Annotated in this window: 26 protein-coding genes and 1 pseudogene; 23 read left to right on the top strand and 4 right to left on the bottom strand. The window is 63.9% G+C overall.

From position 1 onward, the window contains the following. Positions 1-18: 18 nt before the first annotated feature. The 3 genes from HCU64_RS06235 to HCU64_RS06225 all read left to right on the top strand — a co-directional run bounded on the left by HCU64_RS06235 (position 19) and on the right by HCU64_RS06225 (position 2,149). Positions 19-558 (top strand): sigma-70 family RNA polymerase sigma factor, encoded by a 540-nt coding sequence (locus tag HCU64_RS06235; RefSeq protein ID WP_233382975.1) that lies wholly within the window; start codon positions 19-21, stop codon positions 556-558. Continuing rightward, the gene (locus HCU64_RS06230) at positions 555-1,322 is read left to right on the top strand and encodes an anti-sigma factor (RefSeq protein ID WP_233382974.1); all 768 of its coding nucleotides are present in this window, start codon (positions 555-557) and stop codon (positions 1,320-1,322) included. The genes HCU64_RS06235 and HCU64_RS06230 overlap by 4 nt, the downstream gene beginning before the upstream one ends. Before the next feature lie 491 nt (positions 1,323-1,813). Continuing rightward, a complete protein-coding gene (locus HCU64_RS06225; protein WP_233382973.1) occupies positions 1,814-2,149 on the top strand; it encodes a GCG_CRPN prefix-to-repeats domain-containing protein in 336 nt (111 codons plus the stop codon). Positions 2,150-2,161: 12 nt separating this feature from the next. On the opposite strand, the gene HCU64_RS06220 is transcribed toward HCU64_RS06225, so the two are convergent. Continuing rightward, positions 2,162-4,204, bottom strand: a complete 2,043-nt coding sequence (locus tag HCU64_RS06220) for a histidine kinase (RefSeq protein WP_233382972.1) — start codon at positions 4,202-4,204, stop codon at positions 2,162-2,164. A gap of 329 nt (positions 4,205-4,533) precedes the next feature. Between HCU64_RS06220 and HCU64_RS06215 the strand changes: the two genes are divergently transcribed. From HCU64_RS06215 to HCU64_RS06130, 18 genes are all read left to right on the top strand, one after another. Beyond that, a complete protein-coding gene (locus HCU64_RS06215; RefSeq protein WP_233382971.1) occupies positions 4,534-5,559 on the top strand; it encodes a SphA family protein in 1,026 nt (341 codons plus the stop codon). A gap of 153 nt (positions 5,560-5,712) precedes the next feature. Further along, on the top strand, positions 5,713-6,354 hold the full coding sequence (locus HCU64_RS06210; RefSeq protein WP_233382970.1) for a response regulator: 642 nt from the start codon (positions 5,713-5,715) through the stop codon (positions 6,352-6,354). Between the two features lie 388 nt (positions 6,355-6,742). After that, complete coding sequence (aqpZ, locus tag HCU64_RS06205) at positions 6,743-7,477, top strand: aquaporin Z (protein WP_183505266.1); 735 nt, start codon at positions 6,743-6,745, stop codon at positions 7,475-7,477. 104 nt (positions 7,478-7,581) lie between these two features. Then, positions 7,582-8,559, top strand: coding sequence for a formylglycine-generating enzyme family protein (locus HCU64_RS06200; protein ID WP_233382969.1), 978 nt, complete (start codon positions 7,582-7,584; stop codon positions 8,557-8,559). Continuing rightward, a complete protein-coding gene (locus HCU64_RS06195; protein ID WP_233382968.1) occupies positions 8,559-10,220 on the top strand; it encodes an arylsulfatase in 1,662 nt (553 codons plus the stop codon). Before HCU64_RS06200 ends, HCU64_RS06195 begins: the two co-directional genes overlap by 1 nt. Before the next feature lie 96 nt (positions 10,221-10,316). Then, entirely contained in the window at positions 10,317-11,300 is a 984-nt protein-coding gene (locus HCU64_RS06190) for an HAD family hydrolase (RefSeq protein WP_233383645.1), read from the top strand. Positions 11,301-11,322: 22 nt separating this feature from the next. After that, a complete protein-coding gene (locus tag HCU64_RS06185) occupies positions 11,323-11,556 on the top strand; it encodes a hypothetical protein (RefSeq protein WP_233382967.1) in 234 nt (77 codons plus the stop codon). 109 nt (positions 11,557-11,665) lie between these two features. Then, a complete protein-coding gene (locus HCU64_RS06180) occupies positions 11,666-11,905 on the top strand; it encodes a DUF3302 domain-containing protein (RefSeq protein WP_233382966.1) in 240 nt (79 codons plus the stop codon). Further along, positions 11,902-13,017, top strand: a complete 1,116-nt coding sequence (locus tag HCU64_RS06175) for an HlyD family secretion protein (RefSeq protein WP_233382965.1) — start codon at positions 11,902-11,904, stop codon at positions 13,015-13,017. The genes HCU64_RS06180 and HCU64_RS06175 overlap by 4 nt, the downstream gene beginning before the upstream one ends. A 26-nt stretch (positions 13,018-13,043) precedes the next feature. Beyond that, complete coding sequence (locus tag HCU64_RS06170; protein WP_325169958.1) at positions 13,044-14,069, top strand: DUF1254 domain-containing protein; 1,026 nt, start codon at positions 13,044-13,046, stop codon at positions 14,067-14,069. 178 nt (positions 14,070-14,247) lie between these two features. After that, a complete protein-coding gene (locus tag HCU64_RS06165) occupies positions 14,248-15,675 on the top strand; it encodes a DUF1254 domain-containing protein (RefSeq protein ID WP_233382964.1) in 1,428 nt (475 codons plus the stop codon). A 66-nt stretch (positions 15,676-15,741) separates the two neighbouring features. Beyond that, on the top strand, positions 15,742-17,286 hold the full coding sequence (locus tag HCU64_RS06160; protein ID WP_233382963.1) for a DUF1254 domain-containing protein: 1,545 nt from the start codon (positions 15,742-15,744) through the stop codon (positions 17,284-17,286). Between the two features lie 20 nt (positions 17,287-17,306). Further along, positions 17,307-18,290, top strand: coding sequence for an AAA family ATPase (locus HCU64_RS06155; RefSeq protein WP_233382962.1), 984 nt, complete (start codon positions 17,307-17,309; stop codon positions 18,288-18,290). Positions 18,291-18,351: 61 nt separating this feature from the next. After that, positions 18,352-19,302, top strand: coding sequence for a DUF58 domain-containing protein (locus HCU64_RS06150; protein ID WP_233382961.1), 951 nt, complete (start codon positions 18,352-18,354; stop codon positions 19,300-19,302). Next, on the top strand, positions 19,299-19,799 hold the full coding sequence (locus tag HCU64_RS06145) for a DUF4381 domain-containing protein (protein WP_233382960.1): 501 nt from the start codon (positions 19,299-19,301) through the stop codon (positions 19,797-19,799). Before HCU64_RS06150 ends, HCU64_RS06145 begins: the two co-directional genes overlap by 4 nt. Before the next feature lie 2 nt (positions 19,800-19,801). Continuing rightward, positions 19,802-20,821: a VWA domain-containing protein gene (locus HCU64_RS06140; RefSeq protein WP_233382959.1), complete on the top strand. Its 1,020-nt coding sequence runs from the start codon at positions 19,802-19,804 to the stop codon at positions 20,819-20,821. Then, positions 20,818-21,738 carry a vWA domain-containing protein gene (locus HCU64_RS06135; RefSeq protein WP_233382958.1) on the top strand — a complete coding sequence of 307 codons (921 nt, stop codon included), beginning with the start codon at positions 20,818-20,820 and terminating at the stop codon, positions 21,736-21,738. Before HCU64_RS06140 ends, HCU64_RS06135 begins: the two co-directional genes overlap by 4 nt. Further along, entirely contained in the window at positions 21,735-22,400 is a 666-nt protein-coding gene (locus tag HCU64_RS06130; RefSeq protein ID WP_233382957.1) for a tetratricopeptide repeat protein, read from the top strand. The genes HCU64_RS06135 and HCU64_RS06130 overlap by 4 nt, the downstream gene beginning before the upstream one ends. On the opposite strand, the gene HCU64_RS06125 is transcribed toward HCU64_RS06130, so the two are convergent. Further along, on the bottom strand, positions 22,379-22,810 hold the full coding sequence (locus HCU64_RS06125) for a hypothetical protein (RefSeq protein WP_233382956.1): 432 nt from the start codon (positions 22,808-22,810) through the stop codon (positions 22,379-22,381). The two genes, HCU64_RS06130 and HCU64_RS06125, sit on opposite strands and share 22 nt — an antisense overlap. Here HCU64_RS06125 and HCU64_RS06120 point away from each other — a divergent pair. Next, the gene (locus HCU64_RS06120) at positions 22,802-23,740 is read left to right on the top strand and encodes a hypothetical protein (RefSeq protein ID WP_233382955.1); all 939 of its coding nucleotides are present in this window, start codon (positions 22,802-22,804) and stop codon (positions 23,738-23,740) included. The two genes, HCU64_RS06125 and HCU64_RS06120, sit on opposite strands and share 9 nt — an antisense overlap. A 58-nt stretch (positions 23,741-23,798) precedes the next feature. On the opposite strand, the gene HCU64_RS06115 is transcribed toward HCU64_RS06120, so the two are convergent. Beyond that, positions 23,799-24,635 (bottom strand): DUF4344 domain-containing metallopeptidase, encoded by an 837-nt coding sequence (locus HCU64_RS06115; RefSeq protein ID WP_233382954.1) that lies wholly within the window; start codon positions 24,633-24,635, stop codon positions 23,799-23,801. 904 nt (positions 24,636-25,539) lie between these two features. Between HCU64_RS06115 and HCU64_RS06110 the strand changes: the two are divergent. Then, positions 25,540-25,779, top strand: a pseudogene (locus HCU64_RS06110) (low affinity iron permease family protein); the annotation flags it as partial. 40 nt (positions 25,780-25,819) lie between these two features. Here HCU64_RS06110 and HCU64_RS06105 read toward each other — a convergent pair. Beyond that, positions 25,820-26,765, bottom strand: a 946-nt coding sequence (locus tag HCU64_RS06105) for a major royal jelly family protein (RefSeq protein WP_233382953.1), incomplete at its 5' end; no start/stop codon positions are given.

The raw sequence follows: 26,765 nt of genomic DNA, 5'->3' as shown, positions 1-26,765 counted from the left end.
CCGATCTCCGGGAGGATCATGGAGCCGTTCGATCACGCCTCCGCGCTGGAGGGCTGCGCCCGCGGGGACGTCGCCTCCCTGCGGCGCCTATACGATCGCGAGGCCGGATTTCTGCTCGCAGTGGCGCTCAGGATCGTGCGGCGACGCGAGGTCGCGGCCGACGTGCTTCACGATGCCGTCGTCGATATCTGGGAGCGCGCCGGCACGTTCGACCGCAGCCGAGGCGCGGGGCGCGCCTGGATCACCAGCATCGTGCGCCACCGCGCGCTCAAGCATGCGCGCGCGGTCGGCCGGGAGACGGATCTCGATCCGGAGGCCGGGGCGCAGATCGCGGACGAGGCGCCCGATCCGTTCGTCGCGCTGGCCGCGTTGCAGGAAGGCGCGCGCCTGCACGGCTGCCTGTCGCGGCTCGACGCCGACAGGCGGCAGGTGATCCTGCTCGCCTATGTGGATGGACTGTCGCAATCTGAGATCGCCGAGCGGCTTGGGACACCGCTCGGGACCGTGAAGGCGTGGGTCCGCCGCAGCCTCATCGCCTTGAAGGATTGCCTGTCATGATCCCGAGCGAGCCCGAAGACCGCGACGTGCTCGCGGGGGAATACGTGCTCGGTCTCCTCGACGCCGAAGCAACGACCGAGGTGGAGCGCATGCTCGGCGCGGATGCCGACTTGGCCCGTCGCGTCGCCTTCTGGGAGGAGCGCTTGCTGCCCGCCTCGGCCGCCCTCGGGCCGGCCGAGGTCGACCCGGAGCAATGGGCCCGGATCGAGCGGGACCTGGCGACCCGTCGGCAGGCTCTCGGCCACACGACGGCCCTGCCGCCCGCAAGGCCGCGGCGCTCGCTCTGGGGCACGGCGTGGCAAAGCCCCGCTCTCTGGCGGGCGACGACGGCTCTGGCGACGGCGGCCGCGATCGTGCTCGCCATCCTCCCGAACCGGGTATCCGGGCCGGCCGAGAGCCCGACGCGCTATTTCGCGATCCTTCAGAGCCGCGATGCCGCCGGACAGGAGAGCGGCCCGGGCTGGCTCATCCAGATCGCCCAGAACGGCACGGTCCGCTCCCTGCCGTTGGCCGACGTCAAGCCCGGCAATGGGCGCTCTCTGCAGCTTTGGACACTCTGGGATCAGGCGCGCGGCCCAGTCTCGCTGGGCGTTCTGCCCCCAGGCGGAGCGATCCGGCTGCCGCCTGAGCGGCTCGAAGCCATAGGCGATGGCCAGCTCTTCGAAATCACGCTGGAGCCGGAGGCGGGTTCGCCTATCGGGCGGCCGACGGGTCGGATCCTGTTCATCGGTCGTGCGAAAGGGGCCGCGACGCAAAGTCTTTGACGAGGCAAGTGAGCTATTCGCAGAAGGCCATTCTTCTGTCGGCCAAGTTTGTTAGATAGCGAATTCTTCGTTTTCTGCTACTTGAGCGGCAGCAAGCAGTCGCCTTTCATCGCTTAGCGGCTAGCATGATCTGACCGAAAACAGACGTTCTGCTTTCAAATACCAAGTCCGACAAAGCTGACTATTTCGACGTCTGTTCGCTCGTTCAACGCGCTGAGCGGCGAGCGTCTATCAAATCGGAAGAGTTATCGGGACGGAAGCGATTGGCGCTTGCTGAAGATGCCGGCGGATCCCCATTAGCCTATCCACGCAGCTCGAAAGGCTCAGCTGCGATCATTTCGCTATCCGTTAACGCCAGTACGCTGGCAATGGTCACAGCGTTTTTACCGCCAAGCCTCCGGGAATTTCCTGAGGCGCCTCCGGGTTCTCCCCGATATGTCGCAAGCTGGCCCTTCTGTATCTTCGTCACAAACTTCAGCTGGGAGGATGCAATGCCAGCATTGAGACAATTTGCGCTCGCGGTTTTCTTTCTCGTTGCTTGGCTTGGGACTGGCCGCCTCGATGAGGGGCGAGTTGGTATCGGCACCGCGGAAGCGGCCGGCGGTTGCGGGATTGGCTTCCATCGCGGCCCCTATGGGGGCTGCCGTCCGAACGTCTATGGGGCACCGGGCTACTATCGTGGGGGCGTCGTTTACGGGGGGCGGGCCGTCTATGGATATCGTGGCGGCTACTACGGACGACGCGTCTATGGCGGCCGTGGTGTCTATGGACGTCGCGTTGGCGTTTATCGCGGCGGCTTCCGCGGGGGCGGCCGTTTCCGCAGATAGACTGATGCCCTGCTAGGCAGGCCCGGCTCCTACGGGGACGGAAGCTGTTATTCGGAAACCGTCCGTGGAGGGTGCAACTACCAGCGATCCTCCAAGACCCTCGATCCGCTCCCGCATGCCTCGAATACCGGCCCCTTCGACCAGAGGCGAAGTGGGTCGTTCGTCGCCGGACGTCTGGTTGGTCCCGTCCCCTACCGAAAGCTCCAGCCGCCCCGAGGCATCGGGCCGCAGCATCAGACAGGCCGACTTGGTGACGGAATGGCGCTGGACGTTGGTGAGCGCCTCCTGTGCCACTCGGTACAGCGCGATCTCGATCTCGGAAGGCCAACGCCTCCCCGAGAGTTCTGCCGCGACCGTCACGACTACGCGAATTCCTGCTCGCTTCTCGAATCCCTCGGCCAGCGTCGGCAACGCGAGGCCCAATCCCGCCTCGTCGAGGAGAGCCGGGTGAAGGACGTATGCCAGCGTGCGCAACTCGCTCACGCTGGCATCGATGAGCGCCCTGGCCTGCGCTACGGCGGCTCGAACGTGCGGAGGGGAATCAAACAGATCGCGATCGATCGCCCCGAGTTCGAAACCCGCGGCGATCAGATTCTGGCCGGTCGTGTCGTGGAGTTCGCGCGCGATACGTCGGCGCTCAGCATCCTCGCGGCGGATCACGTCATCCGTAAAACGGCGAAGTCCGCCCTCCAACTCGCTGTCGCCAGTCCCACCAAGCTCGGTTGCTGCACCGAAGATGTAGCTGTCGTGGCCACCACCATCGTTCAGCGGCACGAGGACGGTACTCCACATGAATTCGCCGCCTCCGAGACGAACCCGACGCTCGATGCGGCGCGTCTGGCCTGAGGCGAGCACGGATCGGTAATCGGACTCGATGAGATCCACGTCGTCCGGCGAGAAGAACTCACGAGTGGTCCGGCCTATCAGACGAGCGGACATGCGGCCAAACTCGCCGGGACGGGTGAATGTGAGCGCCTCTAAGACAAACCGGCCATCCGGCTTCGCCGCGATGATGAATTGGACGTCCGACGATCCAACGACGAGCCCGCGCAAGCCCATCTGCTGCCGCAGGCGGCGGGCACGTCGACGCCCAAAGGCAGGCAGTACGAGGGCAGAGGCTGCCAGCAACAGGCCTTCGAAGCCAGCGACGAGGTAGACTTGCCGGCGCCAAGAACGCAGAGCATTCACCTTCGAACGGCACACCTCGACCGTGAGATCGCCGATCTTTATTTTTTCCGCCGCCGCCATGGTCTCGTCACGCGCGTCCTTTCCCGCTGGACCACACGGTGCGGTGACGTTCCGGCTGTCAGTCTCACTGCCGCGATCCGCTACCCATTCGATAAGCGAGCGCCCGTCGGCATTGGTCAGGCTGATGCGGTCCGCGTTGCCCGCGCCCACGCCCTGGAACACCGCTCGGATCTGGTCGGCATTGATGACGGCGCCTACGATGCCCTGGAAGGAGTCCGTCTTCGCGGGCAGGCGTCGGCTCATCGGCAACGCCAGTCCTGTCATGAAAGGGGTCCGACGCGGCGCGCCAACGAATAGACCGACGTCGCCGCTCTTCTGAGCGACGAAATAGTCACGATCCGCGATGTTGAGCGACGGCGTGTTCGGGCCATAGGTGACAACGTCGCCATTCGCCCGCGCGAAGCCGAGAAGCAGGTAGGGCGAGAGACGCTGGTTATTCGAGCAGATCAGCGACGGGCAGAGCTCGTCGAGGCTGGCGCTGCCGAATTCATCACCGGCAGCAAGTTCCGACATTCGCCTGAGAACGACGTCGATCAGGCCGAACAGACTGTCGACGGAGTTGGCCCCGGCTGCTGCCGAACTCGAGACGTTCTTCCGAGCCGCGGAGAGCGCCGCATCGCGAGCCGTGTCGGCCCACAGGATGGTAGGAATGACGATGGCAGTCGCACACGCCGCACAGCCCGACCAGAGAAGGATGGCCGTGGTCGCCGAGTGCGACAGCCCTGTGTTCCTCAGCCATTTGCCGGCGAGCTTGGAACGCTTCGATCGGGCCCTGCCGTCGTCCTGTGCGCTGGAGCTCGGTTCCAAGGATCCCCCTCCGCGTCGACACCGCCGTGCCTCTCCTCAACGCTGCCGCGCCGGTATCTGATTTCCTGTGCCTATCGTTCAGAAGATTCCTATCCGCGCAAAACCGCCAAAATGCCTCAAGAATTCGTAAACTTGTTTCTAATTGTTCAATATTGACTCGCCAACGACTGAGGCAAATCCGCTCCCCGTGGAGACTGTCTCCCAAATGTCTCGCCGCTCACGATAACAGCTTCTCGGGGTTTTTATCGTGGCGATTGAGGGTTTCCCCCGATTGCCGGAGGCGGCCCGGGTCGGTGACGTTACGACCGAGCCATATCCCGGAGGCTGACATGAGGACTGTCACGCGCCATCTCATCGGCGGCATGGCCCTCGCGGTCGCGGCCCAATTCTCTACCCCGTCGCAGGCGGCGGAGGGCGGTCTCAGCTTCTACATCGAGGGGCAAGCGGTGCCGCTGGGCGGAATAGTCCCGCCGCCAGGTCTCTACTTCGATTCCACGACCTACTTTTACAACGGGAAAATCGGCGGCAACCGGCAAACTCAGATCGGTGGCAATGTTGTCGCCAACGTCAACGTAAACCTGGTCGCCGATTTCGTGACGGCCCTTTGGGTGACCCCGGTTCAGGTGCTCGGTGGAGACCTTGCCTTCGCGTTCGTCATGCCCTTCGGCGAGCCTGCGGTTCGCGCGGGCGTTCTTCTGAACGGTCCCCTCGTCAATCAGGCACTTGGTCGTCCGGCCGGGATCACTGCGCGCGATGCGGATCTCAAGCCCGGCGACCCCATCGTATCGGCCACCCTCGGCTGGCATTCGGGCAATTGGCACTGGAAGCTGGCGGGCGTTCTCAGCATCCCGGGCGGAGGCTACGAGTCAGGCCAGCTCTCCAATATCGCGCTGAACCGCTACATCGGCGACATCTCGGGCGGTGCAACTTATCTCGATCCGGCTCTAGGGATCGAACTCTCGGCGGCGGCCGGTTTCACGCTCAACGGCACCAACCCGGCCACGCACTACACGACCGGCAACGAGTTTCATGTCGACGTCTCGGCCTCGAAATACGTCACGAAGGAAGTATCTGTCGGCGTCATCGCTTCACATTATCAGCAACTGACCGGCGACAGTGGCCCCGGCGCCCGCCTCGGACCCTTCAAGGGTCGTGTGACGGCAGTGGGCGGGACCATCGGTATGACGGGCGAGTTCGGCAAGATCCCGGTCACGACCCGCCTGAAGGTGTTGCGCGAGGTCGAGGTCGAGAACCGCTTCCAGGGCACCATCGGCTTCCTCGAAGTCTCGTTCCCGCTCTGGGTCGCTCCGCCGAAGGCAGCACCCGAACCCAGGCCGCTGTCGACGAAGTCCTGAGGGATGCGTAACCCTCTGCGAGCGCAGAAACTGTAGCGGGCACATGCGGACTTGTGCGACGGCGCGCCAAGGGAGTCTGCTCACGCGAACCCGTTACCCATCCGGGGACAGCGGGCGATCGTCATGCCCGGGCGCCGCGCGGGAGGTCATCTCGTGACTGTGAGCATCCTGATCGTCGACGATCACACCGCCGTCCGACGTGGTGTTCGGGCCATCCTGGAGGCGCATGCCGGCTTCGAGGTCATTGCCGAAGCGGGTACCGGGGTCGAAGCCATCGACCTTGCCGTTCTCCACAAGCCCGACGTGGCTGTGATCGACTACTCGCTACCTGCGATGAACGGATCTCAGCTGACCAAGCGTATCAAGGAGGCTAGTGCAAGGACCGAAGTGCTGGTTTACACCATGCACGAGAGCGATGCCCTGGTGCGCGACGTTCTCGGTGCCGGTGCCCGCGGGTACCTTCTGAAATCAGACGCCGACCAGCACCTGATCGCTGCCGTCGAGGCCCTGGCCCGCCATCAGCCCTATTTCACGGGCCGCGTGAACGAGGCGTTGCTCACCCACTATCTGGCTCACCCAGGCGAGAGCTCTCAGCTCGACACGCTGACCTGCCGCGAACGCGAGGTGGTGCAGCTCATCGCTGAAGGGCACTCGAGCAAGCAAGTCAGCGCAGTGCTCGCCATCAGCCTGAAAACAGTCGAGACCCACCGCTCTTCCGCTATGCACAAGCTCAGCCTGGAGACGACGGCGGCCCTGGTTCGGTACGCCGTGCGGAACAAGCTGGTCGAGCCCTAGGGGCATTTCCGCACGAAGCTCAGGTGAATACCTAATTTCAATCGGGGTTTCGCCCGATAGTTTGGGCTCGAATCGCCGCCTAAAGTCGCCGGAGATCGACGTCTGGAATTTTCGCGTCGGTCATGACTGACTTCGCCCGGACTTCATCGGAATGCGGAGATGGCGATGCGTATCCGTTATGGCCCACCGCGCCCGGCGAACGTTGCAACACTGATTCCACCGCGGTTGAGCCGGCGCGCATAGCGCCGCTCCAACCCGGCGCAATCATCGCCGGCCTGCCAAACGACACGGTCGTGCTCGTAGCGCGGCGATTACTGTCTAACCACCAATTCCGCTCGAACACAGGATTCTGGGACAGCAACCCAACCTGAACGCAGCAGGAGGCTTCATGGATATCCACAAGTGTGCTGCTGAAGCTATCGGCACCTTCTGGCTGACCTTCGCGGGTTGCGGGAGCGCCGTCATCGCCGCCGGCTTTCCGCAGGTCGGCATCGGCCTGGTCGGGGTTTCTCTCGCCTTCGGCCTAACCGTGGTCACCATGGCCTATGCCATTGGCCACGTCTCGGGTTGCCACCTCAATCCTGCTGTGACGTGCGGCCTTGCGGCCGGTGGGCGCTTCCCGACCCACGACATTCCTGCCTACGTGATCTCCCAGGTCATCGGTAGCGTCGTCGCGGCGACGCTCCTCTATGCCATCGCGACTGGGGCGCCCGACTTTGACTTGGCGAAGGGCTTCGCCGCCAATGGCTACGGCGAGCACTCGCCCGGCCATTACGGACTGATCTCGTGCCTCCTGGCCGAGGTTGTGCTGACGATGATGTTCCTGTTCGTCATCATGGGCGCAACCCACGGCAAAGCTCCGGTGGGCTTCGCGCCCTTGGCCATCGGGCTCTGCCTGACGCTGGTGCATCTCGTCGGCATCCCGATCACCAACCTCTCGGTCAATCCGGCACGCAGCACCGGGCCGGCCCTGTTCGTCGGCGGCTGGGCCATCGCGCAGCTCTGGCTGTTCTGGATCGCGCCGATCCTCGGCGGGATCCTCGGCGGGATCCTGTACCGGTGGGTCAGCGACCAACCCTCGGCGCTCGTGACCGGCATGCCGCCCGTCGCACCCGCCGAGTGAGCTGAGGCATTCCGCGAAGACCGCACGAGCGGTTGTGCGGCCTCGAGGTCACCGATCCGACCAGGGTCGGCGGGCAAACTCATGGGTCTTGGAAGGAACGACGGATGGTCACTGCGCCTGTCCTCGATCGGCCCGTGCTGCCGGCCGAACCCGATTCCGACATGGTCCTCATTCGCGGTGGCACGTTCCGGATGGGATCGGACCAGCACTATCCGGAAGAGGCACCGGTGCACCGCGTCAGCATCGATGGATTCTGGATCGACCGAGCGCCCGTCACCAATCGCCAGTTCCGGGCTTTCGTCGAAGCGACCGGACACGTCACTTTCGCCGAGGTCGCGCCAGACGCGAAGGACTACCCCGGAGCTTTGCCGCATATGCTGCGCGCAGGCTCACTCGTCTTCGCGCCGCCGACCCATCCGGTCGATCTCGGCGACTTCTCGCAGTGGTGGTCTTTCCGGTTCGGAGCGACCTGGCGCAAGCCCTACGGGCCGGGCAGCACGATCAAGGGGCTCGACGACCATCCGGTCGTGCATGTCGCTTACCGCGATGCGGAGGCCTATGCGCGCTGGGCCCGGAAGCAGTTGCCCACCGAGGCCGAATGGGAATTCGCCGCGCGCGGCGGCCTCGAGGATGCCGAATACGCCTGGGGTGACGACTTCATGCCGGAGGGCCGGCAGATGGCGAATACCTGGGTGGGCGCCTTCCCCCACGAGAACCTGTCGCCACGAGCCTACAAGCGCACGACGCCGATCGGCAGCTTCCCGCCCAACGGCTACGGCCTCGCCGACATGATCGGCAACACCTGGGAATGGACCAGCGACTGGTACGCCCCAAGGCATGAGGGCGAAGCGGCCAAAGCCTGCTGCATTCCCAAGAACCCGCGCGGAGCCCCCGAAGAGGCGAGCTTCGATCCCGGACAGCCGCAGATCCGCATCCCGCGCAAGGTGATCAAGGGCGGCTCGCATCTCTGCGCGCCGAGCTATTGCCGCCGCTACCGGCCCGCTGCCCGCCATGCCGAGCCGGTCGACACGTCCACCAGCCATGTCGGCTTTCGATGCGTCAGCAGAGGGAGGACCACGTGATGAGTGATGAACGGGTCAGCGTCAAACACGGGGACGCGACGAACAGCGCGCTGAGTCGTCGAAAGTTGCTTCTCGCAGGCACCGCGATGGCGGCGACCATTGGGACGAGCGCACAGGCGCAGCAACCCCAAGCGCAAACGCAGCCACAACCGGCCGCTCCGAAAGCATCATCGTCTGGCAAGCCACCGAACATCCTCGTCATTTTCGGTGACGATATCGGCCAGACCAATGTCAGCGCCTATTCCTTCGGCCTGATGGGCTACCGCACCCCGAACATCGATCGCCTCGCCAAGGAAGGCATGATGTTTACCGACTATTACGCCGAGCAGAGCTGCACGGCCGGGCGGTCGACCTTCATCACCGGGCAATGCACCTTGCGCACGGGTCTGGCGAAAGTCGGCATCCCTGGCGCGACAGTCGGCCTTCAGGCGCGCGATGCGACGATCGCGGAACTTCTCAAGCCGCTCGGCTACGCGACGGGCCAGTTCGGCAAGAACCACCTCGGTGACCGAGACGAATACCTTCCGACGAACCACGGCTTCGACGAATTCTTCGGAAATCTCTACCACCTCAACGCGGAAGAAGAGCCCGAGGCGCGGACCTACCCGCAGAACCCCGAATACCGTAAGAAATTTGGCCCGCGCGGCGTGATCAAGTCATCGGCTGACGGGAAGATCGAGGATTCTGGACCGCTGACAAAGAAGCGTATGGAAACGATCGACGACGAGACTTCCGCTGCGGCGATCGACTTCATTCAGCGTCAGAAGCGCGCCAACAAGCCGTTCTTCTGCTGGTACAACTCGACCCGGATGCATTTCCGCACCCATGTGCGCGAGTCGCACCGTGGACCGCCCGGGCTCACGGCGCGCACGGAATATGCCGACGGCATGATCGAACACGACGCCGTCATCGGTACGATCCTCAAGGCCGTCGACGATCTCGGGATCACCGACGACACCATCGTGATCTACACGACCGACAACGGCCCCCACCAGAACAGCTGGCCAGATGCCGGCACGACACCGTTCCGCAGCGAGAAGAACACCAACTGGGAAGGCGCCTTCCGGGTCCCGTGCTTGATCCGATGGCCCAGCAAGATCCAGGCAGGTTCGGTTTCGAACGAGATGATCAGCGGACTCGACTGGATGCCGACCCTTTTGGCGGCGGCTGGTGAATCCGACATCAAAGATAAACTACTCAAGGGACACCAAGCCGGAAGCAAATCGTTCAAGGTCCATCTCGACGGCTTCAATCAACTTCCCTACCTGACGGGCCAGCAAGAAAGAGGCGCCAGAAAACAATTCATCTATTTCAACGATGACGGCGACATCGTGGCCCTGCGCCACGAGAACTGGAAGATGGTCTTCGAGGAACAGCGCGCGAAGGGGACGATGATCATCTGGGCGGAGCCCTTCACGAAATTGCGGGTGCCGAAACTCTTCGATCTGCGCGCGGACCCCTACGAACGGGCAGACATCACCTCGAATACGTACTGGGACTGGCAGCTGTCGAATGTTGGGCTGCTCTACGGTGCGCTCGCGGAGGTCGGCGTCTTCCTGCAGACCTTCAAGGACTATCCGCCGAGCCAACGCCCATCGAGCTTCAGCATCGACCAGATGGTCGAGCAGTTGCAGCGGAACTTGAATTCCGTCGCGAAGTAGCGGGCGCGATCCGGCCGGTCCTCCCGCCGGCCGGATCCCAACGGACGTGTCGAGCTCATGCCGGGACATTCTGGACCCTCGCGCCGTACGCTGTGCATGCTTGGCGCTCTTGGCTTCGTGAGCGGGCGGCAGGCCTTCGCGCAATCCGATCCGCTTACCTCCTGGAACGACTCTGCGCCGAAGCTTGCGATCCTCGACTTCGTCGCGCGTGTCACCCAAGAAGGCGGACCGGATTTCGTGGCGCCGGCTCAACGCATTGCCGTCTTCGACAATGACGGCACGCTCTGGGCCGAGCAGCCTATGTATTTCCAGGAAGCTTTCGTCTTCGACCGGATCAAGACGCTCGCCGCCTCGCATCCGGACTGGCGCGAGACGCAGCCCTTCATGGCCGTGATCGAGGAGGACCGTGAAGCACTCGCGGCGGCGGGCGAGAAGGGCCTTCTCGATCTCCTCGCGGCCACACATGCCGGCATGACGACGGACGCCTTTGCCGCAACCGTCGCCGAATGGCTGCAGAGCGCCCGCGATCCCCGGTTCGGGCAGCCCTATGACAGGCTGGTCTACCAGCCGCAACTCGAACTGCTCGCCTATCTGCGCGCGAACGGCTTCAAGACATTCATCGTCTCAGGCGGAGGGGTCGAGTTCATGCGCGTCTTCGCCGAGCGCGCCTATGGCATCCCGCCGGAGCAGGTGGTCGGCTCTTCGGGGCTCGTGAATTTCCGGCTACTCGCCGACGGCAAGCCCGAACTGGTGAAGCAGCCCAAAGTCGAATTCGTCGATGACGGGCCAGGCAAACCCGTTGGCATCAACCGCTTCATTGGACGCCGGCCGATCCTGGCATTCGGCAATTCAGACGGCGACCAGCAGATGCTCGAATGGACGGGCGCCGGCAGTGCCCCCCGGCTGGCGGCACTCCTCCATCACACCGACGCCGAGAGGGAATGGGCCTACGACCGTGCCTCACATGTCGGCAAGCTCGACAAGGCCCTGGAAGAGGCCCGTCTGCGCGGCTGGACCGTCGTCGACATGAAGCGCGACTGGAAACGCGTTTTCGCTTTCGAGCCGAAGGGGGCGTTGTGAAAACATTTCAAGGAGCAGCGACATGAAGCGCACCTTATCCGCATTTGCGCTGGTCTTCGGGGTTCTCGCCTTCACGCCAACCGAGGCGAATGCCGTGGTCTGCGCGGCAGGCGTCTTTCGAGCCGGCTGCGTCGGCCCCAACGGCGCTGTGGGAGTCCGACGCGGCCCCGTCGTGCGGCGCGGCGTTGTCGTGCGCCGCGGCGTGGTCGGGCCACGCGTAGTGGTTCGCCGCCGCGCGGTCGTCCGACGCTGGTGATGGTCTCAAGCTGCGGCTTTGAACGCCGCGAGGCTTCAAAGCCGTTGCCGCCGCCGCATGGAACCGTGCGACCGACATAAGGTCTCGACCTGCACGAAGGATGACGAACATGTCCTTCATCGACGTCTTCGCCTGGATCGTTCTCGTCGTCCTGATCGTGACGCTGGTCGCGGTCTTCGTCGCGCTCGGCATGATCCCGGGGCGGATCGCAAAGAAGCGTGGGCACCCCTGGGCCGAGGCCGTCGCGGTCGGGAGCTGGGCGACCCTGATCTTCGGCTTCGTGTTCTGGCCGCTGGTGCTGATCTGGGCCTATGTCGACGTGCCGGCCAAGGCGGGGGCGCGGGCATGATCGTCGTCCTGCTCAACGCCTATATCGCACTCCTCGCGCTGTTCGTCTGGCTCGGCTTCGTGCGGCTCAACCTGTTCTGGAAGATCTCGCCGGTCCTAGTACTCGTGTTGCTGCTGGTCGGCCTGTTCATCCCGATGGGCTGGGGCGCGCCATCTGGCCCGGTCGCCGTAATCCGCAACTCGGTGCAGATCGTGCCCAACGTCTCGGGCCAGGTCGTCGCCGTTCCAGTGCAGGCGAACCTGCCGCTCAAGGCGGGCGACGTGTTGTTCCGCATCGATCCGGCGCCGTTCGCATACTCGGTCAAGGACCTGCAGGCACAGGTGGTCGCGGCCGAGCAGAAGGCCGAGCAGCTCAAGTCCAGCCTCGACGCGGCGAGCGCCAATCTGAAGGCCGTGCAGGCGCAACTCGGCTTCGCCGAACAGAGACGGGACGACATGGTCCGGCTCGCCAAGAGCAGCGCCACCAGCGAGTTCCGCGTCCAGGACGAGCAGCGGCAAGTCGACACCCTGAACGCGCAGCTCAACGCGGCTAAGGCGCAGGAGACCAGTGCGCGCCTTGCTTTGGCATCGCAGGTCGAGGGCGTGAACACGGATGTCGTGCGCACCAAGGCCCAGCTCGGCAACGCGCAATGGGAACTCGATCAGACCACCGTGCGAGCGCCTACTGAGGGCTACGTCACCAACCTCGCCCTGCGCGCCGGCGCGCGGGTGACGACGCAGGCCCCGGCCATGGCCTTCATCGATACCGGCGAGACCATCATCGGCGTCGAGATCGCCCAGATCTATGCCCGCTACATCGAGCCAGGCCAGCTCGCCGAGGTGACCTTCAAGGGGGCGCCCGGCGAGATCTTCACCGGCCGCGTCGAAACCGTGATCCAGGCCATTGCGACCGGCCAGGCGCAGCCGGGCGGCCTCGCCGTCGCGCCGAGCGAAGTCCAGGCGGCCCCGTTTGTCGTCAGGATCAGGCTCGACGACCAGAGCATCGCCCGGCGCTTGCCTGCCGGCAGCACGGGTCTCGCAGCGATCTACACCGACCACGTCAGGGCAGCCCATGTCATCCGGCAAGTGGTGCTGCGACAGACGGCGATCCTCAACTACATCAACCCGTTCTGAAGGTTTCCTTGCTGGAGGTGAACACAATGAAAACTCCGGTGATGGCGGTTATTGCCATAGCGGCGATCATGCCTTCGGCACTTGCGCAGACTACAAACAAAGTCACGCCCGATAATTTTTCACGTGCGGAGACAGATATCTATTTTGCAAAGACGGCCCATGACGGCGGATTTGGAAAGTTCGCCCACAATCGAGAGCCGACGCCGATCGACAAGCAGATCGTCATCCGCATGAACCGCGACACGCTCTATTCGTTCGGCGTGTTCGATCTCGATGCCGGGTCGGTGACGATCACGCTTCCCGATACGGGCAAGCGATTCATGTCTCTGCAAATAGTCGATCAGGACCAGTACACGCATCAGGTTGTCTACGGCATGGGACGCAACACCCTCGACAAGGATAAGATCGGCACGCGTTACATGGCGGCGATCGTGCGCACCCTGGCCGACCCCGAGAAGCCGGGCGATCTCGACGAGGTCCACCGGCTGCAGGACAGCATCAAGATCCAGCAGCCCGGAGGCCCCGGCAGGTTCGAGCCGACGGTTTGGGATGCCGAGAGCCACAAGAAGGTCCGGGAGGCGCTCCTGGTCCTCGCCTCGACCCTGCCGAATTTCACGCACGCCTTCGGATCGCGAGCGGATGTCGATCCGATCCGGTTCCTGATCGGCGCGGCAGCGGGCTGGGGCGGCAATCCGGATAAAGAAGCGACCTATCTCAGCGTCACGCCTAAGGAGAACGACGGCAAGACCGTCTACATGCTCCACGTCCCTGCGGACGTGCCCGTCAACGGGTTCTGGTCGATCAGCCGCTACAACGCCAAGGGGTTCTTCCAAGAGAACCCGTCCAACGCCTATTCGATCAACAACCTCACCGCGACAAAGGCGGCGGACGGTGCGGTCGATGTGCAGTTCGGCGGCTGCGACGGCAAGATCCCGAACTGCCTGCCCATCGATCCCGGCTGGAACTACACGGTCCGCCTCTATCGACCGCGCGAAGATGTTCTGAACGGAACCTGGAAATTTCCTCAGCCGCAACCGGTGAGCAAAGATTGAGTGCGATCTGACCGCCAGTATTCCAAAAGGGACGATGACACTGACGATGTCAAAATTGGTAACTTTCCAGTACGGACAAAATGGAGCTGAAAATCAACCAAGACAATTTGAATGATTGAATCGGGAGTCGATTATGACGGCAAAGTCTCTATTCGCAGCTATAGTCTCGATTTTGCTGATGTCATCTCCGCCAGTGACGGCGCAGGAGGCGCCGCCGCTCGTCAAGCAAATCAACAACGGAAACTGGCTGCCGACAAACGAGGCCGAGGCGCTCCGCGACGAACTTTACTATCAGCGCGCCATTCACGCCTACATGACCATGCTGCCCGCGCTGAACACGATCGGCATACGTGACGGCTCAGAGGCCATATTCGGCAAAGGCTACAACATCCTGCCGATCTGGAAGGATCGAATGGATTCGCGGACCTGGGTGCCGACGCCCAATGCCGACGTCATCTATTCGATGAGCTATCTCGATTTGAAGGAAACGGGACCGCTGGTCGTTGCCGCACCCCACAGTGTCATCGGCATGTTCACCGACTTCTTCCAGCGCACGATCACCGATGTCGGGCTGATCGGGCCGGACCGGGCGCGCGGCGGTCTCTATCTGCTCTTGCCGCCGGACTACGATGGCAAGATCCCGCAAGGTTACTTCGCTTTCAAATCGAAGACCTACAACGTCTTCCTGTTCTTCCGCACGATCATGGCGAAGGGTGAAAACGGCCCCGACCCGAAGCCGGCGGTCGCGCTCGCGGAGCATACGCGCGTCTATCCGCTCTGGACGCCCGAGAAGGACGTCAAGCCGATGGAGTTTCCGAACGCCAGCGGCAAGCGCATCAATATGATGTACCCGGTCGACAACTCATTCTGGACCAAGCTCAAGGCGTTCATCGACTACGAGCCGGTCTCGGCGACTGATCCAGAACTGCGCGGCGTGCTGGCTTCGATCGGCATCATCAAGGGGCAGCCCTTCAATCCGACCGCGAAGCAGAAAGAGCTGTTGAACAAGGCCGTGGAGACGGCGCCCAAGATGATCCTCGCCCTCCGGCAACTCGGCAGGCCCGACGACCGGCAACTCTATTACAGGGATCGGCAATACCAGAACACTTGGGCCGCCGGCACGTCCGAATGGATGCAGGACAGCTACCTCGACGTGAACCAGCGGGCGAGCTACTTCCAGATCGCCTTCTCCTCGGCTTCGGCCATGGTGATGCGCACGCTCGGGGCCGGGTCCAAGTATCCGTTCACCTTCAGAGATGCCAAGGGCGAGTTCCTCAACGGCTCGAACAGCTACAAGCTGCACCTGCCGCCTAACCCGCCGGCCGCTCTGTTCTGGGCCGTCACTGCCTACAACATCACCGACGGGACGATGGTGGAAGCGCCGCAGCTGCTGCCGTCGATCAACGGATTCAACAAGGTCGCCACCAACAGCGACGGTTCCGTCGATCTCTGGTTCGGTCCGAACAGGCCGGCCGCAGCGCCAGACTCGAATTTCATTCAGACTGTCGGCGGTCGGAATTTCCTGGTCGCGTTGCGCCTCTACGGTACCGGGGTCGAATTCTTCGATCAGACCTGGAAGCCAGATGACGTCGTGAAAGTCGATTGAGGTCCGAAGAGACGCCCGAACCTAATCAACACAGCCCCGACTTTTGGATTGGAAGAGGAGCACGCGATGGTTTCTTCTCCGGATACCGATCTCAAGATCAGCCGACGCGACGCTATGAAAGGTGGTCTCGGCGTGGCTTCGCTCGCGGCAGCAGGCGCGCGGGCGGGAGCGCCCGCCGCGATTGCGGTGTCTGCCACTGCGGTCACAGCCAACGCAGCGCCCACGGAAAATAGCTCTGCTGCTCCCGCATCCGGGCTCACGCAGCCGGCTTCCGGCATCGTCATGCACCCGGACTATGCGCGAACCATCGCGCAGATGGCCTATGTCTGGGGCTGGCCGATCGTCAACATGATGAACCGCAAGGCCGCAATCACGCGTGCCCCATTCCCCGGTCATCTCAACGGCGTCCTTCCCGCCGCACCGCGTGGCCAGATCGCCATGCTTGCCGATTACATCGAGCCGTCGGAAACCTTCGTGACCTGCCCAAACCAGGACGTGGTCTATGGGCTCGGGTTCTTCGAATTGGACGAGGAACCGGTCGTGGTGCAGGTGCCGGAATTCGGCAGCCGCTTCTGGGTCTATGCCCTGTATGACGCCCGGACCGACCAGTTCGGCAAGATCGGTAAGCCTTACGGGACAAAACCTGGGTTCTATCTGCTGGTCGGTCCGAGATGGAGCGGGGACAAGGCCGCCGGCATTACAGAAGTCGTCCGTTGCTCCACCTCCCTGGCCAATGCGATCCCACGGGTGTTCCAAGACGACACCCCCGAGGATCGCAAGGCGATCCAGCCGGCGCTGAACCAGATCGTCGTCTACCCGCTGAAGGATTTCACTGGGACGATGAAGACGATCGAATGGGGCAAGGTCCCAGATATTCCCGGCCCGAAATCGAGCGGTGAAGAAACGAAGTGGGTGATCCCCGAAAAGTTCTTCGACGAATTCGATGAGGCAATACGCATCGTCGATCCACTGCCGGGCGAAGAAGCGATGTATGCTCAGTTTCGCCAGATGCTTGATGCCGCATCTAAAGATACTGAATTGAAGAAGGTCCTCGTCGAGACGGCTGTAGAAACCGACAAGACCGTCATTCACAAATTCTTCGAATGGAAACACAACGGCCGACCGGCGGGCAATGGCTGGAATCGTTCGACTAACAATGCGCAATGGGGCATCGACTATTTTAATCGGACCGGTACCTCGAAGTCGAACATGTTCGACAACCGCCCGAACGAAACGCAGTATTTTTATACAGATTTCGATGACGCAGGCAGAGAACTCTTGGGTAAAAACACTTGCGAAGTGACCTTCGCGGCGGGACAGGAGCCGCCAGTCAACGGCTTCTGGTCACTGACGCTGTACAACGATAAGCATCTTTTTCACGCGAATGATCTCAAGCGTTATTCACTCGGCACGAAGAACAAGACTCTCAAGCGTAACGCCGACGGCGCGTTGACGCTCTATGCGGGTGCCAAATCTCCAGGCAGCGACATGGAGGCGAACTGGCTCCCGTCGCCTGACGGACGCTTCTCACTCTACATCCGCGCCTACTGGGGCAAAGAGGCCATCCTGGATGGGTCCTGGACGCCTCCCGTCATCCGCAAGGTCGCCTGACAGGCACCGGGAAGGCTCGCATGGACACCACCGCCGGGTCGAGCGCACGGGACGTCATCCGCGATCTCGAAGCGCGCATCAACCAGAACATCATCGGCCAGGCGCGCGTCGTCGAGCGGCTGATTATCGCGCTGCTCGCCAACGGAAACGTGCTGCTCGAAGGCCTTCCCGGCCTCGCCAAGACGCGGGCGATCAAAAGCCTGTCGAAGAACCTCGAATCCGAGTTCAGCCGCATCCAGTTCACACCGGACCTGTTGCCCTCGGACGTGACCGGCGGCGAGATTCTGCGCAGCGACGGACAGTTCGAGTTTCGCAAAGGGCCGGTCTTCGGCAACCTTGTGCTCGCCGACGAGATCAACCGCGCGCCCGCCAAGGTGCAGTCCGCGCTGCTCGAGGCGATGGAGGAACGCCACGTCACCGTGGCGGGTAAACGCTACGATCTGCCGCCGCTCTTCATGGTGCTCGCGACCCAGAACCCGATCGAGCAGGAAGGTACCTACCCGCTGCCAGAGGCGCAGATGGACCGCTTCCTGATGCATGTCCGCATCGATTATCCCTCGGATGCTGACGAGGTGAAGGTCCTCCATCTCGTCCGCTCAGAGCAGGCGGCGTCTGGGGCCTCGGCGCCGAAGCCCGTCAAGATCGGCCAGCAGGTGATCTTCGACGCGCGCGCAGAGATCGACCGCGTGCTGACCAAGGACGTGGTCGAGAATTACATGGTCGCGCTCGTCGCGGCGACGCGTCGGCCGGCGGAATTCGGCGACAAGCTCGGACGCTGGGTCGCGATCGGGGCGAGCCCGCGCGGCTCGCTCGCCCTCGATCGCTGCGCGCGGACCTATGCCTGGCTGCAGGGGCGCGACTACGCCACGCCCGAGGATGTGCAGGCCATCGTCCATGACTGCCTCAGGCACCGCGTCTCGCTGAGCTACGAGGCTGGCGCCGATGGACTCGTTGCGGACGACGTCCTCGACGAGGTCGTCCGACAAGTCGCTGTTGCTGTCTGACCCGGGGCGAGCGATGGCGCAGCTCAGACCACGGAGAGAAACCGAAGCGGGACCAGCGCCGGTGGCGCGCGCCTTCGTTGCACTCGACGACCTGTTGCGGCTCAAGCATCGCGCCAAGGGCTTCAGCTTCTTGCCGAGACAGCCGGTGCACAGCCTGCTCGCAGGGCGGCACGCCTCGCGCCTTCGCGGGCGCGGGCTCAATTTCGAGGAGTTGCGCCACTACTTCGAAGGCGACGACACCCGCACCATCGACTGGCTGGCCACGGCGCGACGCGGCAGCCCGCACGTCCGGGTCTATTCGGAGGAGCGTGACCGTCCGGTTCTGCTGCTCGTCGATCAGCGTCGCTCGATGTTCTTCGGCAGCCGCCGGGCGATGAAATCGGTGGCGGCAGCGGAGGTTGCGGCGCTCGCGGCCTGGCGTGTCACTTCTCTCGGCGACCGCGTCGGGGCGATCGTGTTCGGTGATACGGAGATGGTCGAGGTTCGGCCGCAGGGGCGTGATGCCGGGGCCGTGCGCGTCATCGCGGAAGTCGTCCGCCAGAACCAGACGCTCACCGCTGCCGCCTCGTCGGCCGATGCCGACAACCAACTCAATGCGGCGCTCGCGCGCGCGGCCCGGTCGGCGACGCATGACTGGCTCGTCTGCCTGATCACCGACGTGACGGGCGAAAATGAAGAGACCACGCGCCTCGTCACGCGTCTCACGGCGCATAACGATGTCCTGGCGATTCCGATCAGCGATCCCCTCGAGCATGCGTTGCCGGACATCGGCGCTGCCGTGTTCAGCGGGGGCGATGCGCAGATCGAGGTCGATTGCGCGTCCGCCAGCTTGCGCGATCGCTATGCGCAGCAGCGCGCTGCCTGGCGGGAACGCCTGAACGCGCTGTCCCGCAGGCGCGCCATTCCCACGCTGCCGATTTCGACGGACCGAGACGTCGCCCAGCAATTGCGCGAACTGATCGGCAAGCGCACAGCGACGCAACTCGCCTCTGTCGGAGGTGGGCGGCGATGACCGAAGACCCCGGCAGTCTGGCGCGCCTCCGGGATCTGGCGATTCCACCGCCGGTGCCGTTCTGGCCGCCAGCGCCGGGCGTGTGGATCGTGGCGGCCGGGTTCCTGGCGATGCTGGCGGTGTTCGCTTGGCGAGCGCTCCGGCGCTATCGCGCCGACGCGTATCGCCGTGCGGCGTTGAAAGAGCTCGATGGCGTCGCGGGTACGATGTCGCAGGCCGACCAAGCCGTCGTTGCACAGGTCTCGGCCATCCTGAAGCGCACCGCGCTCGTCGCCTATCCCAGGCCGGACGTGGCCGCCTTGAGTGGTCGGGCCTGGGCCGCGTTTCTCGCACGAAACGGGATGAAAGGGTCCACGGCGAGCCGGGCTGAAACGCTCCTGTCCGAGGCGTGCGGCCGCCAGCACGATGTCCCTGCCGTCGAACTGACGGCGTTGATCGCGCAGGCAAGACTCTGGGTCCGCACGCACCAGGCGCCTCAACGGTTGGGGGAGACCTGACCGTGCTGTCCTTCGCCTATCCGTGGCTCGTCCTGCTCGCCCCGTTGCCGCTCGCGATCTGGTGGCTGCTGCCGCCGCATTCCGATCGACGTGCGAGTCTTCGCGTGCCGTTCTTCGACCGGCTGGTCGCCCTGAGCGGCCAACGCCCACGCCAAGGTGGCGTTGTCCGGCCACGAGGCTGGCTCGGTCTGGCGACGCTGATCGTAAGCTGGTGTTTCGTTCTCGCCGCGCTCACGCGGCCGCAATGGATCGAGCCGCCGCTCCATCGCGACCAGCCGACCCGCGACCTCCTCCTTCTCGTCGATCTGTCCAGCTCGATGGACGCCGCCGACTTCGTCGACGCCTCGGGCCGCACCGTCGACAGGCTGACGGCGGTCAAGCAGGTGCTCGACGAGTTCCTGGCGCAGCGTAAGGGCGATCGGGCAGGCATTGTCGTTTTCGGCGATGCGCCTTTCGCCCTCGTCCCCTTCACGACCGATCTCGATCTGTGCAGGGAGCTCCTGCGCGGTACGGTCGTCGGGATGGCCGGTCCGCGCACGGCTTTCGGCGACGCGATCGGTCTCGGCATCGGCCTGTTCGACAAGAGCACCGTGCAGGCGAAGACGATCATCGCGCTGACAGACGGCAACGACACGGCAAGCAAGGTGCCCCCGGCCGAGGCCGCAGCCGTCGCGGAGGATAGGGGGATCGTGATCCACACTGTCGCGATCGGCGATCCGACGACGATCGGCGAGGACAAGCTCGACGAGGCCGCCCTGACCAAGGTCGCGAGCGCGACGGGCGGCGGCTTCTATCGCGCGCTCGACCGCGCGCAACTCGCGCAGATCTACGATCGCCTCAACGCAATCGAGACGCGAAGGACCGACACCGTGACGTTCCGCCCGAAGCGGGACGTCTATTGGGTGCCGCTCGCGGCTGCGCTGCTGCTCTCGCTCGTCGCGCAGGCTGCTCGCCTGCTTGCGCATTGGCATGCCGGCTCCGCCCGCAACGCTCCGCTGTCGATCCCGAGGCTCGCGCCATGAGCGGAGCCCTCGCAGCGTTCCATTTCGAGCGGCCGCTCTGGCTGCTGCTGCTAGTGCTGGCAGCAGCCTTCTGGTTCCTGGCACGGCGTCTCCTCGATGGCGGGGCGCGATGGCAGGGCGTGATCGATCCGGAGTTGCTGCGGCACCTGCTTCTCGGCCAGGCAGGGTATGCCCGGGTCAATCCGAACGGTCTGCTGCTGTTCGCATGGCTGCTGGCAAGCATCGCCGTCGCCGGCCCCGCCTGGCAGCGGGAGCCATCACCCTTCGCAGATGCCAAGCCGCCCGTCGTCATCGTGCTCAAGGTGTCGCCGTCGATGACGAAACCCGACCTGGCGCCGACCAGACTCGACCGTGCACGGGAGAAGCTCTCGGACTTGCTCGCGATCCGCGAGGGCGCGTCGGCGGGACTGATCGCCTATTCCGGCTCCGCACATATGGTGCTGCCGCCGACGCCCGATACCGGCGTCATCGGCCATCTCGCGCAGGCGCTCGCGCCCGAGATCATGCCGAAGGAGGGCGATGATCTCGCCCAGGCTTTGGCCATCGCGGACCGCGTGCTCGCGGCCGGCGGCCAAGTCGGCTCGATCCTCGTGATGACCGATGGCGTGGCTGCCGAGGAACTCGGCCCCCTCGAGACGATCAAGCTCGCACACCCGGTGACGATGCTGTCGCTTCTGCCGCCGGATCAGCCACTCGAAACGCTCGACGAAGCGGCGCGGGCCATTCGCGGCCGTCTCATTGCGACGACAGTCGATCAGTCCGACATCGACGCGATCGCGCGCCGCCTCGACCGCGCGGCGCGCACGGAGGAGGTCGCCGGCGAAGGGCAGCATTGGCGCGAAGCGGGGTATTGGCTCACGCCGATTCTCGCTCTGCTCACATTGCTGTGGTTCCGTCGGGGCTGGGTCCTGGCATGAGCCGGCGCGTCGCTCCTCCCTGGGTCGCCCCCGTTGTTCTGATGGTGGCTGTGCTGCTCGGTTTGATCGTCGCAGGCGGCCGGGTCGGCTGGCGCAGTCTCTTCCTCACCGCCGATCAGCGCGGGCAAGCACTGATGGAGCGCGACAGGCCCGGGGAGGCGGCGGCGGCCTTTCGCGATCCGCTTCGGCGCGGCGTGGCTCTTTTTCGCGCCGGCGAGTTCAAGCTGGCCGCCCAGGTCTTCGGCGGGCTCGACACCTCAGAGGGCGCCTTCGATCAGGGCAATGCGTTGATCATGCTCGGCAAATACGAAGATGCCGTGAAGCGCTACGACCGCGCGCTGCAACTGCGCCCGGACTGGCCCGACGCGACTGCCAACCGCGAACTCGCGCGCATCCGGGCCGAGCGCGTCAGGCAGCAGGGCGGTGAGACGGGCAACACGGATTCCAAGCCCGACGAAATCGTGTTCGACAAGACAAAAAAGGGGGGCACCGATACGACCGTCGAAGGCGAGCGCAAGCCCCTCTCTGACGACGCCGTTCGCGCGATGTGGCTCAGGCGCGTGCAGACCAAGCCGGCCGATTTCCTCAGGGTGAAGTTCGCCTATCAGCTCCAATCGGCCTCGCGCCAGGAGCCATCGCATCAGCCGGAGGTGAAACCGTGAGCCGGGCCTGGGCATCGATCGCGCTCGCGCTGGTATTTCTTGCGCTTGCCACAGCAAGCGGGGTTCAGGCCGAGACACCGCAGGTCGTCGTCCGGACAAAGCTCGATCCCGAGAATGGCGTCATCGTCGGCCAACCCGTTCGCCTGCTCGTCGACGTGCTTTTTCCCGAAGCGATGCCGCGGCCGCCGCGGATCGGCGTCGGCGACGCGCCCGGCGCGCAGATCCTCCGCCTCGAGAGTCAGGGCGTTACCATCGGCGATCGCATCGACGACCGCGCCTATGTCGGGCAGCGCTTCGAATTCGTCGTCTTTCCCCGCCGCGGCGGCGTCATCGATGTGCCTGGTGCGGACGTGACACTCCTCGACGCCTCGGGCGACGTCGTCGGCGGAGCCAAAGGCGATGTGCAGCACGTCGCCGTCGCCCTCCCACCGGGCCTCGACACGTCGCAGCCCGTCATCGCGACGACGAATCTCACCGTGACGCAAGCCTGGTCGCAGGATTCGAAACAGGCCCACCTCAAGATCGGCGACGCGCTCGTTCGGACGATCCGACGAGAGGCGAGCGGCATGCCCGCCATGGGTATGGCCGACCTCGTCTTCGCAGCGCCGAGCGGCGTCAGGCTCTACGTCGACCCGCCGCGCTCCCTCGACCGCATCAATCGCGGCGAGGTCGTGGGGTCGCGTATCGACACGGTGACGTATGTCTTTGAGAAACCGGGAGCTTACGACCTTCCCGAGCTCAAACAATCCTGGTGGAATCTCGCCAGCCACGAAGCCCGCACCGAGACGCTCGCCGGCACGCACGTCGCAGTGGCCGGGAGCTTGACCGCGGCGAAGGCGCGGACCGCGCAAGATCGCCTGAATGCTTCGACGCTCGCGGTTATCACGCTCCTGGTTCTGGGAGCGCTCGCTGTCGTTCTCCTGATCTCCAGAAAATCGATCGCGACATCGGTGCGCCGGTCACGCGACGCAAGGCGTGCGTCGGAAATCTGGGCATACAAGGAGCTTTGTCACATCGCACCAAGTGGTGATGAGTGCGCAACTTACGATGCGCTACGGGTTTGGCTGTCCCGCATGCCGGAGGCTGCCCGACAGGCCTCCAAAGAGGACGCTCCGCTCGCGCGCTCCACAACGGCTTTGGCCAGCTCCCTGTTTGGCCGGGAAGGCAATTGGTCGGCGGCCGACGGCGAGACACTTAAGTATAGCGTCATCGCCTTCCGAAGCGAGACCGCTGAAACTCCAGCATCTATTCAAAATCAAGCCCTGCCATCGCTCAACCCGCCCATCGTTGCCGCAGAAGCCAACTGTTGCATCCCGCCTCGCGGTTCACCGACATTTTGAATTAACTTCGATCTCAACGGGGATCAGCTCACGCTAAGGCCACGGATTGGCAATCACCTCATGACCTGAAGGCGGAGCGGAGGGCGCGCCGCAGCCGCGCGCCGCCGCTCGGGCGCATGCGCAGATGGGGGCCGATGAGCTTCCGGAAGGCGAACGCGACCTGCTGATATTCCTCCTCGCAGCCCTCGGCGCGCTCCTTAGGCAGGTAACCGTTGTTCACGATGGTCCGGTAGCGTTTCCTGTCGGAACCATATGCGAGGCAGGCGAGGTTGTAGAAGCGCTGCCAGGAGAAGCCGTGCACGTCCGCGAAGGCACCCTTGTCGGCGGCCTCGTCCTTGGCCACCGTCGCGAAGTAATAGCCGCCACCCTTGACCACCATGCGGGTGTCGGTCGGCCCGAGATGTAGCAGGATAAGGGAGGCGACTTGGTCGGCGGCATCCTCCTCGCGTCCAAGGATCGGCACTTCGAGAAGGTCGAAGAGGGCGTGACTGCTCTCGTGGAGCAGGATCTGGAAGATCGGTCCTCGAATGGCGTCCTGGCGCGCTACACCCGCCGGCGACTTCGTCTGGGGAGCACTTTTGACGATGCTATCGATCAACTCGTAGCAGACGGTGACGCTCTGGCTTTCGGGAGCGTACCAAGCGTTGAGTTCGCCCGTGCATTCCTTCAGCCGGTAGGTCAGGCGGGTCGGCAGACGCACAAGGCCGACAATGGCCCCGACACGCTCCAGGACACGGTGCTGACGCATGGCGTCGTAGATTGAGCGGAACGGCGGTGACTTCGGCGGCGTGTAGACGACATGGATGCGCGCCCGAGACGGAATCGCACCTGCTACGCTTGTCGACGTGGCGAGGCTCGCGGCAAGCAACGCTGCAAGAAGGTCATACCCGCGCATCGCACATTCAGGCTCGGCGCTGGCCCCAGAGGCCCGGTGTTCGCGGGACCGTCGGAAGCGGCTTGCCAGATTTCGGCGGCGAGGCGGTCGAGTGGGCCGTGCTTGCCGTTAGACCTCCTGGCAAACTGTGGTTCGCAATGGTCTTGGCGCGTGCCACGATCGTTCCTCCGAGATTTACTTCAGGTCCCCAATCGGGTCAGGCAAGTGGAGCGCCGGACCTTTCGCGCGAGGGGGCCACCTCCGTAAAAGCCACGACCACCTCCGTGGAAGCCTCGGCCGCCGGCATAAATGCCCCGGCCAGCCCTGCGGAAATCTCGCCCTCCATTGTAGATGCAGCGCCTGTAGACGACGCCGGCGTGCGTCATCAGTCTCAATGTTTTCATGGCAGACATCCAACAATGGGCCATGAGATTATGAGAGGTCGCGATCAAGACCTATCAGGGAGAATCCGGAGAGGACGACGGAATAACCCCGAAACGTCGCTTTCAAAATTGCGATAACAGCCTCAGGCTGCTACTGTCGCACAAGCGGATACTGCTGCAACTGAAACGGTGCGAGGGTCAGGCATCCGATCGCTCAATGGCCCAAAGGATCATTGTTTTCGTCTGGCTACGTGCGCGAGGGCAGACCGAAAACCACCCAACCCAGTTATCTGCCGGCGGAACTCAATGTCCGCTTTGGAGCATCAGATCGGTAGCCCAAGATGGCCGAGATGGGCGCAAAGCGGCCGGCAGTATTTGGCCGGAAGCAGAACGACTGCTTTTGGCATCTGGCCAGCAAGAAGCAGACAGTCGGTTCAGGAAACCACAATGATGCTAAGGACAGGCTGAGCTCAGACCCTTGAGAAGTTGCCCTCTCCGGTCTTACCGAGCAGCGCAGCACGCAGATCGTCGCAGAACTCTAAAATCGCCACGGTGCCACCGCTCAAGCCAAGCTCGACGAGTTGATCCGCGCTAGCGCGGCCCAGAACCGCTACATCGGCATCGAGCACCTTACCGACGAAGAACTCGACGAACTTCGCCAACGCTGCGAGACCCGCGGCAGGGCCGAGCGTCTCGATGACGCGATGGATGCCGTTGACGAGGCCGAGGAACGAGCGCGAAAGAAGGCAGCCAACGCGGCGGAGCGTGTTGCAGGCGCCTAATCGATTTCCTTCCGTTACCGCGAGCCCGTGGCCCGGGGAGCTAATCCTGGCCGGGCTTGATCGCCCAGAGTTCGGTCGGAAGGGTGATGGGCGCGCCCGGCTTGTAGTCGGCCGAGTCCTGAATGTGCGACGTGGTCACGTAGATCGTGCCGTCCGGCCCTTCAGAGAACGTGTCCGGCCAGCGTAGTTGCGGATCCTGGACCAGGGTGGTCAGTCCGGAATTCGTCCCGGAAAGATCACGCACCTTCACCGCGTTGTCCTGCGGTGAGGACACATACATGCGTCCGTCCTTCTTCGAGACTAAGAGGCCGTCGGCCGGCCCGTTCTCACCGACTGTGACGATCTTGGATCCGAGCGTCCTATCGCTTAGCAACTCGGGGACGAACGACGCCGTCGCCCAGCCGGTCAGGGCATCGGTGGGGATGCCGTAGAGCGTCTTGCCCTTGATGGCCTGCCAGTACAGCGTCTTGCCGTCGGGAGAGAGAGCGATGCCATCGGCAGAGAATTCGACGCCGCGACCGTCCGGACGACGCAGCGGCTTGCCGTCGTAGGTCACGGTCACCGACTTGTCCGGAATAGTCGTGGGATGGCCGGACAGGACGCGTTTGGCCGAGCCGCTGTCGATGTCGACGACGATCAATGCGCCCTCGGCACCGGAATCGGTCAGAAACGCCGTCTTGCCGTCGGGCGAGATGCGTACGTCGTTGATATACGATGCCTGCATCACGGTGCTGGTGTCGAAGGGAATGGTCTTCACGACCGTGTTGGTCTTCAGGTCGATGCCGACGAGCTTGGCGCCATCCTTGACGACGGCCCCCATCGCCGGCGCGGCCGCGTCGACGACCCAGAGCCGATCCTGGCCATCGGCGACGACGCTCTGCACGCAGACGAAGTGGTTCTTGGGGTCGACCTCGTCCTTCTTCGCGTTGCGCCAGGAGTTCCATTCGTCGTCCGGGTAGGCGACCAGCTTGCCGTCTTTGAGCTCC

The sequence above is a fragment of the Methylobacterium sp. C25 genome (genome assembly GCF_021352225.1).
GTDB lineage: Bacteria > Pseudomonadota > Alphaproteobacteria > Rhizobiales > Beijerinckiaceae > Methylobacterium.
Note: the sequence above shows the minus strand (reverse complement) of the source record. Positions and strands in the feature narration are given on the sequence as shown.

What these genes read in the sequence shown, in the direction of transcription:
- HCU64_RS06235 (WP_233382975.1), top strand. Translation starts at nt 19, where the DNA reads ATGGAGCCGTTCGATCACGCCTCCGCGCTGGAGGGCTGCGCCCGCGGG.
- HCU64_RS06230 (WP_233382974.1), top strand. Translation starts at nt 555, where the DNA reads ATGATCCCGAGCGAGCCCGAAGACCGCGACGTGCTCGCGGGGGAATAC.
- HCU64_RS06225 (WP_233382973.1), top strand. Translation starts at nt 1,814, where the DNA reads ATGCCAGCATTGAGACAATTTGCGCTCGCGGTTTTCTTTCTCGTTGCT.
- HCU64_RS06215 (WP_233382971.1), top strand. Translation starts at nt 4,534, where the DNA reads ATGAGGACTGTCACGCGCCATCTCATCGGCGGCATGGCCCTCGCGGTC.
- aqpZ (WP_183505266.1), top strand. Translation starts at nt 6,743, where the DNA reads ATGGATATCCACAAGTGTGCTGCTGAAGCTATCGGCACCTTCTGGCTG.
- HCU64_RS06200 (WP_233382969.1), top strand. Translation starts at nt 7,582, where the DNA reads ATGGTCACTGCGCCTGTCCTCGATCGGCCCGTGCTGCCGGCCGAACCC.
- HCU64_RS06195 (WP_233382968.1), top strand. Translation starts at nt 8,559, where the DNA reads ATGAGTGATGAACGGGTCAGCGTCAAACACGGGGACGCGACGAACAGC.
- HCU64_RS06190 (WP_233383645.1), top strand. Translation starts at nt 10,317, where the DNA reads ATGCTTGGCGCTCTTGGCTTCGTGAGCGGGCGGCAGGCCTTCGCGCAA.
- HCU64_RS06185 (WP_233382967.1), top strand. Translation starts at nt 11,323, where the DNA reads ATGAAGCGCACCTTATCCGCATTTGCGCTGGTCTTCGGGGTTCTCGCC.
- HCU64_RS06180 (WP_233382966.1), top strand. Translation starts at nt 11,666, where the DNA reads ATGTCCTTCATCGACGTCTTCGCCTGGATCGTTCTCGTCGTCCTGATC.
- HCU64_RS06175 (WP_233382965.1), top strand. Translation starts at nt 11,902, where the DNA reads ATGATCGTCGTCCTGCTCAACGCCTATATCGCACTCCTCGCGCTGTTC.
- HCU64_RS06170 (WP_325169958.1), top strand. Translation starts at nt 13,044, where the DNA reads ATGAAAACTCCGGTGATGGCGGTTATTGCCATAGCGGCGATCATGCCT.
- HCU64_RS06165 (WP_233382964.1), top strand. Translation starts at nt 14,248, where the DNA reads ATGTCATCTCCGCCAGTGACGGCGCAGGAGGCGCCGCCGCTCGTCAAG.
- HCU64_RS06160 (WP_233382963.1), top strand. Translation starts at nt 15,742, where the DNA reads ATGGTTTCTTCTCCGGATACCGATCTCAAGATCAGCCGACGCGACGCT.
- HCU64_RS06155 (WP_233382962.1), top strand. Translation starts at nt 17,307, where the DNA reads ATGGACACCACCGCCGGGTCGAGCGCACGGGACGTCATCCGCGATCTC.
- HCU64_RS06145 (WP_233382960.1), top strand. Translation starts at nt 19,299, where the DNA reads ATGACCGAAGACCCCGGCAGTCTGGCGCGCCTCCGGGATCTGGCGATT.
- HCU64_RS06135 (WP_233382958.1), top strand. Translation starts at nt 20,818, where the DNA reads ATGAGCGGAGCCCTCGCAGCGTTCCATTTCGAGCGGCCGCTCTGGCTG.
- HCU64_RS06130 (WP_233382957.1), top strand. Translation starts at nt 21,735, where the DNA reads ATGAGCCGGCGCGTCGCTCCTCCCTGGGTCGCCCCCGTTGTTCTGATG.
- HCU64_RS06115 (WP_233382954.1), bottom strand. Translation starts at nt 24,635, where the DNA reads ATGCGCGGGTATGACCTTCTTGCAGCGTTGCTTGCCGCGAGCCTCGCC.